Genomic DNA, 17188 nt, shown 5'->3' on the forward strand with positions numbered 1-17188 from the left:
CGCATTTAACCTCTTTTGAATTCCATGGCTTGTTTACAAGCACGCTTGCCAAGAGTTCGCATGAGGTGCCGACGCAAACCCGAAGTTGCGGTGGGATCCTCCCTCACCTCTGTTTCTGAAGCCAATTCATCGAGGAACTGATTCACTTGATCAAACGACTCAGCATTAATTTTATGGACCCGAGCAGTGTCATCTATTCCGCCAAAGCCAATGGTCCAACTATCCCCATCCTTGATAACAGCTACAGCAACTACTGCAAAATCTCCATGCCGATAACCAAACTCGGCAAAGCCATAGCCAGTTGCTGCTCCTGAAATGGGAAAATGGACTGCCTCGATGAATTCATTCGTTTGTCGGTCAGTTTGAAGCGCTCCCAAGAAAAAATCTTTTGCTTTAACGATACGTCTTCTCTTTTTACTAACCAAAGTAACCGAGCCATCCAACACTGCAAGCCCTAGGACCAACTCAGCACTTGGGTCTGCGTGAGCGATTGAACCGCAGACAGTTCCGCGATTACGAATTGGAGTATGCGCAATCCAAGGGAGCATCATTGCCAACAAGGGCTGCGCCCGGGTAAGCTCATCCCAACCCTCCAATTCAGACTGTCTAACGCAAGCGCCAACTTCAAGAGATCTGCCTGAGATACCAAAACGTTTCAAACTAGCAACCTGATTGATATCAATTAAATGATCTGGGCTAGCTACTCTCATTGCCAATACCGGCACCAAGGTTTGACCGCCAGCAATAATTCGCGCATCGTCACCATATCTATCTAATAACTCTAGAATTTCATCTTTTGTGCTGACCTGATGCATTTGAAATGGGGCAGACTTCATTTCTTTGCCCCCAGAATTGCGCGTATACGATTGATGAGGGTTAACAACCAACCATCAGGTTTCGCACCAGCCTCTTTTGCCAGAGCCCTAAATAATTGATCTAATACCAAACGAATCGCCCCCTCTAGCAATCGACTGCCAATTGCAGCCAACTTACCAGAAACCTGAGCCTGATAGTCATACTCTAATATTGTGATGTCGCCCTCTTTTCTAAGGGTGACCTGCCCCATACCAAGAGCCATTCCCAAAGGACCTCGACCCTCTCCGCCCAAAGAAAAGCTGCGCGGGTTTTGAATGTTGGTCAAATCCACTCTTGCCTCAAATCTTGCTTTTGCCACCCCAATTCGCACGACCGCAATGCAGTCAAATCGTATCCCATTAGAAAGAGGGGCTTCATCGATTGATTCGCAGCCCGGAATGACATTTTTTAGGCGCGCCGAATTAAGCAACACAGCAAAAATTTCTTCAGGGGGAAGCATTAATCTAACCTCCCCTCTAGCCTTCAAGGGGTAATCGCTATTTGGGGTCATGGATGACGTCTTATTGAATGCTTTTTCTTGCTGAATGACCCCCTTCTTAACTAGAAGAGCATGAATTCTGCTGGGCGTTGCAGGCAACACGATATTTTCCTGATCTAAAGCGTCAGCAATTGCATTTGCTATACACACAGGGGTACTCATACTATTACCCTCGCCAATACCCTTAGACCCTAATGGAGTGAAGGGACTGGGAGATTCTTGGTGATAAATTTTGGGTACGCCAACATCGCTTGCAGTTGGCAAACGATAATCTGCGAAAGTTCCAGACAGGAAATTTCCATCACTGCTATAGACAAACTCTTCAAATAGTGCAGCTCCTACAGCTTGCGCGTAAGCGCCATAGACCTGACCATCAGCAAGTGCGGGATTGAGAATTCTCCCAGCATCGTGGATGGTCACATATTGATCAATCTTAGCCGAACAGGTATCCGGATCAATCTCGATACCGCAAGCATCTAAGGCAAAACCATATGCAGCCGAAGTATTAATGCGATCATTCTCATCCGGCGCCTCCAACACATCCGTACTCCAAAATTGCGTTTCATGGAGCGCTAAACAGGTATCCGGGCCAAGCGCCTTTTGAACTAATGCAGGCGCCCAATGGAAGTTTCCACACATCCTGGAAAAAGGAATGCCTTCATCTTCTTGGCCTGCGACTGCAATTCGACCATTAGCAAAGATCAAATCCTCCGGCTGCACTTTAAGGACATGGGCCGCATAAGCAGCAATGCGTACTTTTAATTTTTCTGCGGCCAGAAATACAGTTCCAGCTACTGCACCAGCAAAGCGGCTAGAATAATTTCCAGCGGCAATCGACCAAGCATCTTTTGCTGTATCAAAATCGACATTCACCTGAATGTGCGACGGAGACAGGCCAAAAATATCTGCCAATAATTGACTGATAACCGTTTGATGCCCTTGCCCAGCTGGAGCGGACGCAATATTTGCTGAAATATGACCAGATGGATCGATGCTTACCGTTGCCGAAGTAATTGCGCCATTTTTCGGCCCCGCCTTAGCCCTCTGCTCTGGAGTAAGGACGGTTGTAATGTAGCCCATATTAGAAACAGATGGCTCCACGATGGAGGCTATACCAATGCCGTAGTAACGCCCTTCCTTCTGAGCCTGGTCCCGACGATCCAACATCTTTCTAAATTCAGGCGATGCCTCTAAAGTAGCCAAAGCCTGCTGGTAATCGCCAGAATCCAATAATGCCCCCGCTGCAGCACGATATGGAAATTGATTCTTTTGAACATAATTAAGCGCTGCTATTTGTTGATGAGTCTTGCCATATTGCTTTGCAATTTTATGAATCAGTCGCTCGAGTGCGTAATAAACTTGGGGACCACCAAATCCTCGGACTAAACCAGTTGGTGTTTTATTGATCAACACTACACGGTTACGAATTTTCAAATTTTCAATTTGATATGGGCCAGTTACGCAACCGTGCATTCTATACAGGGTTGCAGGTTCAGGGGCCCTTAAGTAAGCGCCACAATCCTCGATTTGATCGTAATCTAATGCTAATATTTTTCCAGACACGTCTACTGCAGCGCGCAAATACGTGTGTCGTGATGTCGCCGAAGTAGCGGCCTGGAGATGCTCTAAACGATCCTCAATAAACTTCACCGGCGCACCCGCTTTACGCGATGCCAAACAACACATAATGATGTAAGGCAAAACTGATTGTTTTACCCCAAAACTTCCCCCAGAATCTGGCGGAACGTGATGACGAAGTTTTGTTCCGGGGATTTTCAACGCCGCAGCCATTACGACATGCAGTGAAAAAGGGCCCATAAAATTCGATGTCACCTCATATGAGGAGTCAGCGCCACGCCACACTGCAATTACCCCGCCAGTCTCCATTGGAGTACAAGAATTACGAGGGTAGCGAATATCGATATCAACGATACTCGCTGCATGCTCAAATGCAGCATCAGGATCACCGTATTGAAAGGAGCGATCTGAGACACAATTAGTGCCTATATCCTTATGAAGGATGATCGCATCATCTTCTATTGCAATATCAACATCGACAACTGCAGGCAGTGGTTCAATATTTACCAATACCTTTTCTACCCCATCTTCAGCTAGCGCTCTAGATTCGGCAACCACAACCGCTATTGGCTCACCCACATAGCGCACAAACTCACTTGCCAATACCCACTGACGAATTGGTGTTTTGACGGCCACTACTAACGGATTTGACCAAGCCTGAACATCATCAATTGTCAGAATCGTTCGCACGCCATTAACTTTTAATGCAGCAGAAACATCTACAGAGATGATTTTTCCATGGGCAATTGGAGAGCGAACCACAGCCGCATAAAGAGTACCAATAGGTAAAGGGAGATCGTCTAAATAACGGCCGCCCCCTGTCAAAAGCGCAGAATCTTCAACTCGCTCACAGGGTTTACCTAAATAGTTTGTACTTGAATTCAATGCGCTCTTTTCAGAAAGATATTTAATAGCTAAGACTGAAAGAAGCTTAATGATCGTTTGTTACTAACGCTTACCTCAAAGTCCAGTGACTTACCTTGGAGTCCGATTTTGTGTATGAGGAAAACCCTAGGAGTCTAGCTTTGGGGCTTTTTCTACCTGCTGACGATAGAGGCTAGGGGTAACTCCTTGATGCTGTTTAAAGAATCGAGTGAAATGACTTTGGGCTGAAAATCCGAGCTCATCGCCGATGTGAATTAAATTATCATCTTTATTGGCTAAAGCATCAAAAGCAAACTCCATCTTCAGAACATTCGCGAAAACAATTGGAGAAAGTCCAGTACATCGACGGAAAAGCTCAAAAAAATGAGAGCGGGAAAGGTCTACGCTTTGGGCAACTGTTGAGATATCACTCAACCCCTGAGGTGAGGTGCGCATGATATGGATTGCCTTACGGATTCTTGGATCCATAAAAGCCAAATTATTCTGAGAGTTTCGCAAATCACCCTGAGTTAAAACATCAGTATTCACCATAAAACTTAAGGCCAACTCCAACAACATAGACTCAAGATAATCATGAGTAATCTGATCGGCCCACCAAAGTTCCATTGAAATTTTTTCTAGAGCCTGCTTTTGATGAGAGCCAAGACCAGAAAGATTATTTATAAAGAAACGTGGGTGGCTGCTTGCCAAGAATTTTTTACTAAAAGAGGCGAGCCACTTTGGCTCAAGATATAACGCTAGCAAAATCGGATTTTTCCCATTAACTGGCATATGAAGATAAGAGTGCTCTTCCCAGGCGTTAATAAGTACGGCATTGTTATCTGTTAACGGGCACCGTTGCCCCCTCACCTGAAACGCGATATCTGGCCCCGCTACCTTGCATAAGATGTGGCAATGGTGATGGGCATGAGTAACCAAGGGGGCATCCATTTCAAGGAGTGCCACTCTACCAAATTCGCCATGAAGGAGTCGAATTACTTTAGACATTCTGTAAATCATCTCACACACTGACGAACTGAACTTGATAATTTTTATTGCACTGCAAAAGAAAAAGCCCTGGTTTCTCAGGGCTTTAATACGGTGAAAATAAAATGGAGACCTATCTTTTCTTGACTGGTGGTAAATCAGTACAGTGGCCATGCGCTGCTTCAGCTGCAAGACCTACTGACTCGCCGAGCGTTGGATGCGGATGAATCGTTTTACCGATATCCACTGCATCTGCACCCATTTCAATTGCCAAGCAAACCTCGCCAATCAGATCGCCCGCATGAGTGCCTACGATGCCGCCGCCAATAATGCGATGTGTGCTGGCATCAAACAGGAGTTTGGTGAAACCTTCATCACGTCCATTAGCGATAGCACGTCCACTAGCAGCCCATGGGAACAGACCTTTTTCATAGGCAATCCCTTGTGCCTTACATTGCTCTTCAGTTAAACCAGCCCAAGCTACCTCTGGGTCAGTGTAAGCAACAGAAGGAATTTGCTTGGCGTCAAAATAAGACTTTTGACCAGCGGCTGCTTCTGCTGCGACGTGTCCTTCATGAACCGCTTTGTGAGCCAACATCGGTTGACCAACAAGATCGCCAATCGCAAAGATATTGGGAACGTTGGTCCGCATCTGTTTATCTACTGGAATAAATCCACGCTCGTCTACTTGCACGCCTGCAGCCGCTGCATCGATCTTCTTACCGTTAGGCGTGCGCCCTACCGCTACTAATACTAAATCGTAGGTCTGTGGTTCAGTTGGAGCATTCTCGCCCTCAAAGCTCACCTGAATACCATCAGGCTTGACTTCAGCTTTAGACGCACGAGTCTTGAGCATCACTTTTTCAAAACGTCCGGCATTGAATTTTTCCCAGACCTTTTCCAGGTCACGATCTGCGCCGGCCATGAGACCATCTAACATCTCGGCTATATCAATGCGTGAGCCAAGCGTACTGTAAACGGTAGCCATCTCTAAACCAATAATGCCGCCGCCAATGACCAGCATGCGCTTTGGAATACTCGTTAACTTCAGAGCGCCAGTGCTATCCACAATCCGCGGATCTTCTGGCAAGAATGGCAATTTCACGGGCTGACTGCCGGCGGCAATAATCGCCTTCTGAAAACGAATCACTTCTTTGGAACCCGTGAGATCTTGTCCATCACCACTAGTCAGTTGAACTTCAACGTGGTTAGCATCTAAAAAATGTCCTAGGCCACGCACGACTTTGACCTTGCGAGCCTTAGCCATACCAGCTAAGCCACCAGTTAACTTGGCAATGACAGATTCTTTGTAGCCACGCAGTTGATCGATTTCAATTTTGGGTGCGCCAAAGGTGATGCCATGCTTGGCCATTGTCTTGACCTCGTCCATGACAGATGTGGTGTGCAACAAGGCTTTGGATGGAATACAGCCAACGTTTAAGCAAACACCGCCCAAAGTGGCATAGCGTTCCACCAATACAGTGTTCATACCCAAGTCAGCGCTGCGAAAGGCTGCGCTATAACCACCAGGGCCAGCACCTAGAACTAACATCTCGCATTCGTGATCTACCTTACCGCTGTATTGACCGGCGACTGGAGTGGGAAGCGGCGCAGGAGCAAGTGCAGCTACTGCAACTGGAGCTGGAGTCGGAACCGCAGAAGCGGCAGGCTTTGGAGCTGCAGCTGCGCCACTCACTTCAATCTCGGCAATAACGCTGCCTTTGGCAACCTTGTCACCGATCTTTACAGAAATAGCAGTCACTGTTCCAGCGGCATCAGCAGGAACTTCCATGGTGGCTTTATCAGATTCAAGAACCAATAAAGGCTGCTCCTTTTCAATGACATCGCCAACTTTAATCAGCACCTCAATCACAGGCACATCTGCGTAATCACCAATATCTGGTACAAGGATCATCTGTTTTGACATAGATCCCCCTTACAGAATTGCACGACGGAAGTCGGACAAGAGTTGCGCAACATGGACATTAAAGCGAGTAGCAAGCGCACCATCAATCACACGGTGATCAGCAGTTAACGACAATGGGCAGATCAAGCGTGGCACGAATTGCTTGCCATCCCAAACCGGCTTCATAGCAGCTTTGCTAACGCCTAAGATGGCTACCTCTGGAGCATTCACGATCGGCGAGAAGTAAGTACCACCAATGCCACCCAATGAAGAAATGGTGAAGCTTGCACCTTGCATTTGATCGGGCTTAAGTTTGCCTTCACGTGCCAGCGCAGCTAAGTCAGAAGTTTCTTTGACAATTTCAAAGATGCCTTTTTTGTCGACATCCTTAATGACCGGAACAACCAAACCAGTTGGCGTGTCGGCAGCAAAGCCAATATTAAAATATTTCTTGATCACCAAGTCATCGCCATCGAGCGAGCTATTGAACTCAGGATATTTTTTCAGTGCTGCAACGGCGGCCTTCATGATGAACGCCAACATTGTGATCTTGACACCCCTCTTCTCATTCTCTTTATTGGTGAGAACACGGAAAGCTTCTAAATCAGTAATATCTGCATCTTCGTGATACGTCACCGCCGGAATCATGACCCAGTTGCGACCCAAATTGGCAGCAGTCAGTTTCTTAATCCGATTGAGTGGTTGACGCTCGATCTCACCAAACTTAGCAAAATCCACTTTTGGCCAAGGAATTAAATTCAAGCCGCCTAAGCTTCCACCAGATGCAGCGCCAGCATTACCGCCACCACTCATTGCAGCCTTTACATATGCCTGAACGTCATCTTGAGTAATACGGCCTTTTGGACCAGTTCCCTTGACTTGAGAAACTGTCACACCAAGTTCGCGCGCAAACTTGCGTACGGATGGACTTGCATGACTAACGTTGTCATCTACTGGAGGAGGTGTATTGCTTACTGGTGGTGGAGGTGGAGCCAATTTAATCGGAGGCTCTACAGTAGGGGCTTTGGCTTGAGGCACGGCAGCGGCTACTGGAGCTGGGGCTGCCGCAGGAGCAGCAGCAGTAGATGAAGCGCCCTCTTCCAGCATGATCACTACCGAACCTTCGGAAAGTGAATCACCAATCTTGACCTTTACTTCTTTAACCACACCGGAGTGACTCGAAGGCACATCCATCGTCGCTTTGTCAGACTCCAACACAACGATTGACTGTTCTTTTTCAACGCTATCACCAACCTTAACCAAGACTTCGATCACAGGCACATCTTTGTAATCCCCAATATCGGGGACTTTAATTTCTATTATTTGGCTCATGTTCAGTCTCTTATTAAACCGTCATTGGGTTAGGTTTAGTTGTATCGATGCCGTATTTCTTGATGGCTTCAGCTAGCTTTTGACGATCAAACTGTCCAGCGTCAGCTAAAGATCTCAAGGCAGTCAACACCACCCAGCGACGATCTACTTCAAAGAAGTCGCGCAATTTCTCGCGAGTATCAGAGCGACCAAAACCATCCGTTCCTAGAACTTCATAACGACGACCCATGTGCTGAATAGCTGGACGAATTTGTTCTGCAAACAAACGAACATAGTCAGTGGCGGCAATCACAGGACCTGTTGTGTCCTTCAAGCATTTTTCTACATGCGACAAGACAGGTGCTGCAGCAGGATTGAGAAGATTGCTGCGATGAACGGCAGTCCAATCACGACCTAGCTCTGTAAAGCTTGGGCAGCCCCACAGATCAGAGGCAACGCCCCAATCTTGATGCAACATCTGTGCTGCTTCAATGACTTCACGGAAGATCGTTCCAGAACCGAGCAATTGAACACGCAGTTTGGCATTGGCATCCCCTACTGATGTCAACTTGTACATCCCTTTAATAATGTCCTGTTCAGCACCCTTCGGCATGGCTGGATGGGCATAGTTCTCATTCATCAAGGTGATGTAGTAATAAACGTCTTCTTGAACTTCTAGCATGCGACGCATGCCGTCCTGAATGACTACCGCTACTTCAAACGAGAAGGTTGGGTCATAGCTGATGCAGTTTGGAACGGCAGCGCTCCATACTTGGCTATGGCCGTCTTCATGCTGCAAGCCTTCACCGTTCAGAGTGGTTCTACCTGCAGTACCGCCAAGCAAGAAACCACGACTACGCATATCGCCAGCAGCCCATGCTAAATCGCCGATGCGTTGAAATCCGAACATGGAGTAGAAGATATAGAAAGGCAACATGGGAACGCCATGCGTAGAGTAAGCAGTAGCTGCAGCGATCCAATCGCACATACCACCAGCTTCATTAATGCCCTCTTGCAGAATTTGACCGTGCTTATCCTCTTTATAGAACATCAGTTGATCATGATCTTCTGGGGTGTAAAGCTGACCGAGTTGATTCCAAATGCCCAGTTGGCGGAACATGCCTTCCATACCAAAGGTGCGGGATTCATCTGGCACAATCGGAACGACTCTCTTACCTAGGACTTTGTCACGCAAGATGGTATTGAGCATACGCACAAATGCCATCGTCGTAGAAATCTCACGCCCATCTGTGGTTGCCTCTAGCATTGGGGCAAACACTTCCAAAGCAGGAACCGGCAGACTCTCAGCCTTGGTGCGACGCTGCGGTAAATAACCGCCCAACTCTTGACGGCGTGCCTTCATGTAATCAAGCTCAGTGCTGCCATCAGCAAATTTCACTAATGGCATTTCTTCTAACTGATCATCTTTTACGGGGATTTCGAAACGATCGCGGAAGCGACGTACGTCATCGGCATTCATTTTTTTGGCTTGGTGAGCAATATTCATCGCCTCACCAGAACCACCCATACCGTAACCTTTAATAGTGTGAGCCAAAATAACAGTAGGCTGATCTTGATGGTTTACGGCTGAGTGGAAAGCGGCATAGACTTTATGGGGATCATGACCACCACGGTTGAGCGCCCAAATCTCGTCATCACTCCAGTCATTTACCAATGCTTTCAGTTCTGGAGTATTAAATACGATCTCACGAACATAAGCGCCGTTCTTAGCCTTCATTGTTTGGTATTGACCATCAACGATTTCGCCAAGGCGCTGCATCAAAATGCCCTTCTTGTCACGAGCAAACAAAGCATCCCACTGACCACCCCAAACTACTTTGATCACATTCCAACCAGCGCCACGGAACTCACCTTCAAGCTCTTGAATGATTTTTCCGTTGCCGCGTACAGGACCATCTAAGCGTTGCAAGTTGCAGTTAATAACAAATATGAGGTTATCGAGTTTTTCACGGCCAGCCATACCAATGGCGCCCAATGATTCAGGCTCATCTGTTTCGCCGTCACCCAAGAAGGCCCATACTTTGCGACCTTCTGCTTTGATAAAGCCGCGGTCTTGCATGTAGCGCATGAAACGGGCTTGATAAATTGCCATGATGGGGCCCAAGCCCATTGATACGGTTGGGAACTGCCAAAAATCTGGCATCAACCATGGGTGCGGATAACTGGAGATTCCCTTGCCGCCAACTTCTTGACGGAAATTATTCAACTGCTCTTCGGCCAAGCGTCCCAACATGTACGCACGAGCGTATACACCTGGAGCGGAGTGTCCTTGAACAAATATCAGATCGCCACCATGTTCAGGCGATGGTGCATGCCAGAAATGGTTAAAGCCAACGTCATACAAAGTTGCTGCAGACTGGAAAGAAGAAATGTGGCCACCGACGTTGGTATCTTTATTGGCACGCAAGACCATGGCCATTGCGTTCCAACGAGTGTAAGAGCGAATCCGATGCTCAACGTTTTGATCACCTGGTAAGCGCGCTTGCTGCTCTACAGGGATGGTATTGATATAAGGCGTCTCAGCATGAAATGGCTGATTGACACCATTCACGCGAGCATGAGAAATTTGTTGATCTATTAAATAGGCTGCTCTTTCTGGTCCTTCAGCCTTGATAACGCCATCAAGGGCTTGTAACCATTCTTGAGTCTCAGCAGGATCAGCATCCTGAGCGCTTGTCTTACCTAAAATTTGTTCTGGAACCGCTGCCATAACCTGCCTCCATGTGGAATACTGTTTTAACCGTTCACTGTATAGGCAACATTCTAAAAAGGTATATGGGTGTAAACAAGGAATTTTTCACATAATGATAGTATTTCTCATAATGTGGTAATTTATTGCAATGCATCTAAATCATTGAAAAACATAGAAATTTAGCTCTAATAGGGCAAAATAGCGAAATTCCATGAAATTCAAGCGTTTTTCGATCTGGCTACTCAGCCCAAGCAAATGGCTCCGCAAAATACGGGGGTTTAGGCTTGTTTACACCCCACTGCTAGCAATTGTGATCTTTACGGCGGTGATGGGAGTTATTTTGGGGACACTCCAACTGCAGGAAAAAACCCAACAAGAATCCTCTTTATTTAGAGAGCTCTCATTTGCAAAGCAGCGTATTCAACTGCGCTTTTTGAATAACACCGAGTTGCTCATTTCCATTGGTAGAGATTTAGCTGCCAGTACGGATCAGGCAAAGTTACGTGCAAGCGCACTAGATCAAGCTGAAAATTTAGTACTCGGAAATCATGAAATTTCACAAATCATCTGGCTCAATGAGAATAATGCGCGCCAATGGGCGATGCCACAATCAGGCGGTCAACCCGATTGGTATCAAAAAACTGAGGGTGGCCCGCTCATCCATGAGGCACTTAGAAAAACAATCGAATTAAGTAAGCTGGCTAATCGCCCTGCATTCAGTCAATTCATCACACTCAATCTTGCTAGTGACGAACCATTAGCAAAAGAAAGAAGAACTGTTTTCTGGCAGGTGGTGCCAACGAGAAATGGTGGTGAGATTACTGGGGTACTGGCCGCACTCTATACAGCGCAAGGTGTACTAGATGTCATCCCTGGCGAACTCAAAAGTCAATATCGCTTCACACTACTAACTGATAACGAGAAGATGTTGGCGATTTCTTCGGATCGAGATACCCCCAAGCGTTCATTTAGCAATCAAACTAGCTTGGATATCGGCGTATTGAGCCCCAATCTCGTGTTGCGTATTGATACTTTCCCGCCACCAACAAACCTCACATTCAGAATGCTGATTGGGGTTGTACTAGGTTTAAGCGCATTTGTGATTTGGAGTTTGTGGTCAGTTCTAAAACAAATGCAAGTGCGCCAAGAAGCAGAAGCCAATCTTCGTACTGAAACCAACTTTCGAAGCGCGATGGAGAATTCGACTCCAGTAGGTATACGAGCCCACGATATGGAAAAAAGAATTACCTACGTGAATCGTGCTTTTTGCGAGATGACGGGTTGGTCAGCAAAAGAGCTGATTGGGCTTAAGCCCCCTTTCCCCTTCTGGCCTGAAGGCAGAAAAGATGAGTTGACCGATAAAATGAATCGCGCTCTAGACCTCAAGACCGCTTCAAGCATGAAGGGTGGAATAGAGGGAGGAGTCTTGCGTCGTGATGGATCACAAATTCAGACGCGGACCTTCATTGCGCCGCTCATTAATGAAAAAGGCAGTCAAACCGGATGGGTGACGTCCTTAATTGATATCTCTGAGCCTAGGAAGATTCGTGAAGAATTGGCTGCTTCTCAAGAACGTTTTGTTACCGTGCTGGAAGGACTTGATGCCTCTGTTTCTGTGATCTCGATTGAAACTGGTGAGCTACTATTTGCCAATCGCTTCTACCGTGAACGCTTTGGCGATAATCCAATAGGGCATCTCGATTTAGCCGGCGGCGAAATAGCGCATAGCACCATGCAGATGATTGCGGAAGAGTTACAAGATGGCAATCCTGGAATTCCGCCCTCATCGCTCTATCAAGAGTCAGAGTCGGAAGATGTCCAGCTTACGGAAAACGGCATCAAGTGGTATGAGGTTCGGCGTCGCTTCATTCCTTGGGTGGATGGCCATTTAGCACAACTCTTAATTGCAACCGATATCACACTTCGTAAAGCGTCTGATGATCTTAGTCGTCAGCAAGAAGAGCGCATGCAATTCACGAGTCGTTTGACAACGATGGGTGAGATGGCCTCATCACTCGCGCATGAATTAAATCAACCCCTTTCAGCAATCTCTAATTACTGCATGGGTGTTGCTAAACGTCTGAAGGCGCAAGCTGATCCTGAAATTAGTAAAGAAATATTGCCAGCACTTGAAAAAGCAGCAGAGCAAGCAGTTCGTGCGGGTACTATCATTCAACGCATTCGGGGCTTTGTAAAACGCAGTGAGCCTGTTCGTAAATCATGCTCTATTGGCGACATCATTAATGATGCAGTTGGTCTAGTAGAAATTGAAGCCCACCGACATCGCTTAAATATCACCTCCCATGTGGACGAAAATCTTCCCAACGTAGACCTTGATCCTGTCTTGATTCTGCAAGTCTTGGTCAACCTCCTCAAAAACTCTTTAGATAGCCTGCGCGATGTTTACCCCCTATCCTCCCGGTGGTCGGCCCCGCCGGTCAAAATATCGGCCGATCTAGAAACCAGCACCTTCCCAGCCATGCTCCGGATCCAGGTAACCGATGCTGGCGCTGGGATTGCGGAATCCGTCACCCAGCGGATGTTTGAGCCCTTTTTCAGCACCAAGGCTGATGGCATGGGAATGGGCCTGAATATTTGCCGCTCAATCATTGAATCCCACCATGGTCGGCTTTGGGCCAAAAATCACATGGATCCAGAACATACCAAGTTGGTTGGCTGCACCTTTACAATATTGATACCCCTAGAATCACCCGATTCCAAGGCAGCTGTTTAACTACCGTTTTAAGGCTTACGCGCGAGATCCCATATGAATATCAGCACAGCGACAAAACCAAACCAAGCCGAAGTAGTCTACGTCGTAGATGACGATGAAGCTGTGAGAGATTCCCTTACATGGCTGTTAGAGAGCAATGGCTATGTCGTTCGCTGTCACGCTAGTGCGGAACGCTTCCTCCAATCATTACAAAGTACTGATAAGTCCACCATCTCCTGCGCAATTTTGGATGTGCGTATGCCAGGAATGTCCGGCCTAGAGCTTCAAGAGCGTTTGCTCAGTGAACATGTACCAATGCCAGTTGCATTCATTACTGGTCATGGCGATGTCTCTATGGCGGTATCTACCATGAAACGTGGTGCAGTAGATTTTATTGAAAAGCCATTTAAAGAAAATGACTTGTGTGGCTTAGTGGATCGCATGCTTGCAAAAGCCCGTATCGATTATTCACAAGCAAGTCAACGCAAGATTACCCAAAGTCTATTAAGCAAGCTCACTGGACGTGAGCGCCAGGTCCTTGAAAGAATTGTTGCTGGACGCTTAAACAAACAAATCGCCGATGATCTCGGTATCTCCATTAAAACGGTTGAAGCGCATCGCGCCAACATCATGGAGAAGCTGAATGTCAATACGGTCGCTGACTTGCTCCGCTTAGCGCTATCAGATCCTCAACCTAACTGATTACTTGTCTACAGTTATGCCTGCGCAACTCCTTGACGGTAACCTCCTCTCTAAGAAACTTCGAGCAGAGATTGCGGCTCGCGGAGCTATTGTTACCGCAAAAGGCGTCAGACCTGGTCTTGCCGTCATTGTGGTTGGCGATAATCCCGCTAGTCAGGTATATGTTCGCAACAAAGTAAAGGCCTGTGAAGATGTTGGCTTTCATTCTGTTTTAGAACGCTATGCAGTCGAGTTAGGCGAAGAAGAATTGCTTGCTCGCATTGCAACGCTGAATGCTGATCCCGCTATTCATGGCATCTTGGTCCAGTTGCCACTGCCAGAACATATTGCCTCTGAGCGCGTACTCGAAGCCATTGCCCCTGAAAAAGATGTTGATGGTTTTCACGTTGCCAATGCTGGTGCCTTGATGGTTGGCCATCCAGAATTCAAACCATGCACCCCTTACGGCTGCATGAAGATGCTTGAAAGCATTGATTACCCAATACGTGGTGCTCGCGCGGTGATTGTTGGCGCTTCCAATATTGTTGGTAAACCCATGGCGATGTTGTTATTGCAGGCTGGTGCAACAGTTACCATTTGCAATAGCAAAACCCGTGACTTAGCGCACCACACTAAAGATGCAGATATTTTGGTAGTCGCTACCGGTAAACCCAGGATGATTAGTGGCGACATGATCAAAACTGGCGCGGTTGTCATTGATGTGGGCATCAATCGCCTGCCTGATGGGAAGCTATGTGGCGATGTGGATTTTGATACAGCTAAATATATCGCCGGTTGGATTACGCCAGTTCCTGGTGGCGTCGGTCCGATGACCATCACCATGCTCCTCATGAACACCCTCGAGGCAGCTGAAAAAGCAGCAAAAAAGTAGCTCAGCGCTAAGGGTCATTTAGCAAGATTGGCTGCATTACAGTAAGCTAGAGGGATGACTATTTTTACTCCATCCCACCCGCTTCAAAATCCACTGATTACATTTGGCCGCGGCATTCCTGCTTATGCCGAAGTAAAGCCTGAGCATATTGATTCGGCAATTTCCTATTTATTGAAAGCAGCAGAAGCAGCTGTTGATAAAGCCACTGATGCCAATACCCCTTGCACTTGGGATGCCTTAGCTGAACCGCTGGAGGATGCCACTGAATCCTTAGGTAGATCATGGAGCGTCATCTCCCATTTAAATAGTGTGGCGGATACACCGGAGTTACGAGCTGCCTATGGCGAGATGCTGCCGCAGGTCACAGCATTCTTTTCCAGTTTGAGCCAGAACTTAGCGCTCTACGAAAAATTTAAAGTGATTCAAAGTAGTTCTGAATTTTCCAAGCTTGGCATGGCACAGAAAAAAGTCATCGAAAACGCCTTGCGCGATTTTCGTTTGGGCGGTGCCGAGCTTACTGATGCACAGAAACCCCGCTTCGCCCAAATCCAAGATGAGCAAGCCATTCTTGGTAAAGCATTTTCCGATCATGTCTTAGATGCTACTGATGGCTTTGTTCATCTCATCACAGATGAGGCAGAGCTAGCGGGATTACCAGAGGATGCGATTGCCGCTGCAGCAGATACCGCTAAGCAGACGAATCTAGAGGGCTGGGCATTTACTTTGCACTTCCCTTCTTACTATCCCGTAATGCAGTACTCAGAAAATCGTGCCTTACGTCAATTGATGTACCAGGCCTACGTGACCCGCGCCTCTGAATTAGCCCCCCAATTTACCAATGGCAAGTTAGAGTGGGATAACACCGAGAATATGTTGGCACAACTGCGACTGCGCGATGAAGAAGCCCGCATGCTGGGCTTTGCAAACTACGCTGCACTGAGCATAGCGCCAAAGATGGCCAATACTGTTTCTGAAGTGGATCAGTTCTTGGGTGATATCGCCAAGAAATCTAAACCGTTTGCCCAACAGGATTGGGATGAATTGCAAGCTTTTGCAAATACTGAACTGCAGCCTTGGGATATTCCGTATTACTCAGAAAAACTCAAGCAAGCGCGTTACTCTTTTTCTGAAAATGAACTCAAGCAATACTTTCCATTGCCTAAAGTGCTAGAAGGTTTGTTTGGAGTCATTCAGACACTCTTTGGGGTCAAGATTCATCAAGCTGATTTACCAACTTGGCATGCTGATGTCCAGTCCTTCTCAGTCAGTAATGAGGATGGGCAAATTGTTGCCTATTTTTACTTGGATCCCTATGCACGACCCGGCAAACGTGGCGGCGCTTGGATGGACGATGCGAGAGGTAGACGAGAGCTTGCCAATGGTGAGATTCAGATTCCGGTGGCTTACTTGGTTTGTAACTTTGCCCCACCAGTTAAAGTAGATGGGCAATTACGTCAGCCTACTATTACACATGATGATGTCATCACCCTCTTTCACGAAAGTGGTCATGGCCTCCATCACCTCTTAACTCAAGTTGGCGCCTTAGGAGTCTCTGGCATCAATGGGGTCGAATGGGATGCCGTTGAATTACCAAGTCAATTCATGGAAAACTTCTGCTGGGAATGGGAAGTCTTAGAAAAAATGACGGCTCATGCAGAAACTGGTAAGCCTTTGCCTAAGGCCTTGTTTGACAAAATGTTGGCAGCGAAGAACTTCCAAAATGGCTTAGGCACACTACGTCAAATTGTGATGTCATTAACGGATTGGCGATTGCACTCCACTTTTGATGTCACTATGGCAAAAGGTGAAGCTGTGCTCGAACTCTCTAGAAACACCGCTACAGAATTTAATATCATTCCCCAACCAGAAATCTCTCGTTGGATTAATTCCTTTAGCCATATCTTTGCTGGTGGCTATGCGGCGGGCTACTACAGTTATAAATGGGCTGAAGTACTTTCAGCTGATGCTTATTCAGCATTTGAAGAAGCAGCGAAACTGAACGGTAGCGTACTAGACCAGCAAACTGGCAAACGCTATCGCCAAGAAATTCTAGAAGTTGGTGGTAGCCGCCCTGCTGCTGAATCATTCAAGGCATTTCGGGGGCGCGAACCTAGTATTGATGCGCTATTGCGTCATGGTGGCTTAGCTTAATCATTGAATATAAGAGGCGGCTAACGACCCAAAGCGGA

10 protein-coding genes are annotated in these 17188 nt (G+C 47.0%); 4 read left to right on the plus strand and 6 right to left on the minus strand.

From position 1 onward, the window contains the following. Positions 1-5 precede the first annotated feature (5 nt). The 6 genes from ICN49_RS05110 to aceE all read right to left on the minus strand — a co-directional run bounded on the left by ICN49_RS05110 (position 6) and on the right by aceE (position 10731). On the minus strand, positions 6-836 hold the full coding sequence (locus ICN49_RS05110) for an FAD binding domain-containing protein (protein ID WP_216166426.1): 831 nt from the start codon (positions 834-836) through the stop codon (positions 6-8). After that, the gene (locus ICN49_RS05115; protein WP_216166428.1) at positions 833-3817 is read right to left on the minus strand and encodes a xanthine dehydrogenase family protein molybdopterin-binding subunit; all 2985 of its coding nucleotides are present in this window, start codon (positions 3815-3817) and stop codon (positions 833-835) included. The genes ICN49_RS05110 and ICN49_RS05115 overlap by 4 nt, the downstream gene beginning before the upstream one ends. Before the next feature lie 126 nt (positions 3818-3943). Continuing rightward, positions 3944-4804 carry a helix-turn-helix domain-containing protein gene (locus tag ICN49_RS05120; protein ID WP_216166430.1) on the minus strand — a complete coding sequence of 287 codons (861 nt, stop codon included), beginning with the start codon at positions 4802-4804 and terminating at the stop codon, positions 3944-3946. 112 nt (positions 4805-4916) lie between these two features. Continuing rightward, on the minus strand, positions 4917-6710 hold the full coding sequence (gene lpdA, locus ICN49_RS05125; RefSeq protein ID WP_216166432.1) for a dihydrolipoyl dehydrogenase: 1794 nt from the start codon (positions 6708-6710) through the stop codon (positions 4917-4919). A gap of 9 nt (positions 6711-6719) precedes the next feature. Next, on the minus strand, positions 6720-8021 hold the full coding sequence (gene aceF, locus ICN49_RS05130; protein ID WP_216166434.1) for a dihydrolipoyllysine-residue acetyltransferase: 1302 nt from the start codon (positions 8019-8021) through the stop codon (positions 6720-6722). 13 nt (positions 8022-8034) lie between these two features. After that, the gene (aceE, locus tag ICN49_RS05135) at positions 8035-10731 is read right to left on the minus strand and encodes a pyruvate dehydrogenase (acetyl-transferring), homodimeric type (protein ID WP_216166436.1); all 2697 of its coding nucleotides are present in this window, start codon (positions 10729-10731) and stop codon (positions 8035-8037) included. Between the two features lie 193 nt (positions 10732-10924). Between aceE and ICN49_RS05140 the strand changes: the two genes are divergently transcribed. The 4 genes from ICN49_RS05140 to ICN49_RS05155 are packed head-to-tail and all read left to right on the plus strand — an operon-like array spanning position 10925 to position 17150. Further along, the gene (locus tag ICN49_RS05140) at positions 10925-13447 is read left to right on the plus strand and encodes a PAS domain-containing sensor histidine kinase (RefSeq protein ID WP_216166438.1); all 2523 of its coding nucleotides are present in this window, start codon (positions 10925-10927) and stop codon (positions 13445-13447) included. A gap of 33 nt (positions 13448-13480) precedes the next feature. Next, positions 13481-14128, plus strand: a complete 648-nt coding sequence (locus ICN49_RS05145; protein WP_216166440.1) for a response regulator transcription factor — start codon at positions 13481-13483, stop codon at positions 14126-14128. A gap of 16 nt (positions 14129-14144) precedes the next feature. Then, the gene (gene folD, locus ICN49_RS05150) at positions 14145-14999 is read left to right on the plus strand and encodes a bifunctional methylenetetrahydrofolate dehydrogenase/methenyltetrahydrofolate cyclohydrolase FolD (RefSeq protein WP_216166442.1); all 855 of its coding nucleotides are present in this window, start codon (positions 14145-14147) and stop codon (positions 14997-14999) included. A gap of 54 nt (positions 15000-15053) precedes the next feature. Next, a complete protein-coding gene (locus ICN49_RS05155) occupies positions 15054-17150 on the plus strand; it encodes a M3 family metallopeptidase (RefSeq protein ID WP_216166444.1) in 2097 nt (698 codons plus the stop codon). Positions 17151-17188: the final 38 nt, after the last annotated feature.

Origin of the sequence: Polynucleobacter finlandensis (assembly GCF_018881755.1) — a bacterium.
GTDB classification, from domain to species: domain Bacteria; phylum Pseudomonadota; class Gammaproteobacteria; order Burkholderiales; family Burkholderiaceae; genus Polynucleobacter; species Polynucleobacter finlandensis.

Excerpts from the sequence above, each read along its gene's own strand:
- ICN49_RS05110 (WP_216166426.1), bottom strand. The coding sequence starts at position 836 with ATGAAGTCTGCCCCATTTCAAATGCATCAGGTCAGCACAAAAGATGAA.
- ICN49_RS05120 (WP_216166430.1), bottom strand. The coding sequence starts at position 4,804 with ATGTCTAAAGTAATTCGACTCCTTCATGGCGAATTTGGTAGAGTGGCA.
- lpdA (WP_216166432.1), bottom strand. The coding sequence starts at position 6,710 with ATGTCAAAACAGATGATCCTTGTACCAGATATTGGTGATTACGCAGAT.
- aceF (WP_216166434.1), bottom strand. The coding sequence starts at position 8,021 with ATGAGCCAAATAATAGAAATTAAAGTCCCCGATATTGGGGATTACAAA.
- aceE (WP_216166436.1), bottom strand. The coding sequence starts at position 10,731 with ATGGCAGCGGTTCCAGAACAAATTTTAGGTAAGACAAGCGCTCAGGAT.
- ICN49_RS05140 (WP_216166438.1), top strand. The coding sequence starts at position 10,925 with ATGAAATTCAAGCGTTTTTCGATCTGGCTACTCAGCCCAAGCAAATGG.
- ICN49_RS05145 (WP_216166440.1), top strand. The coding sequence starts at position 13,481 with ATGAATATCAGCACAGCGACAAAACCAAACCAAGCCGAAGTAGTCTAC.
- folD (WP_216166442.1), top strand. The coding sequence starts at position 14,145 with ATGCCTGCGCAACTCCTTGACGGTAACCTCCTCTCTAAGAAACTTCGA.
- ICN49_RS05155 (WP_216166444.1), top strand. The coding sequence starts at position 15,054 with ATGACTATTTTTACTCCATCCCACCCGCTTCAAAATCCACTGATTACA.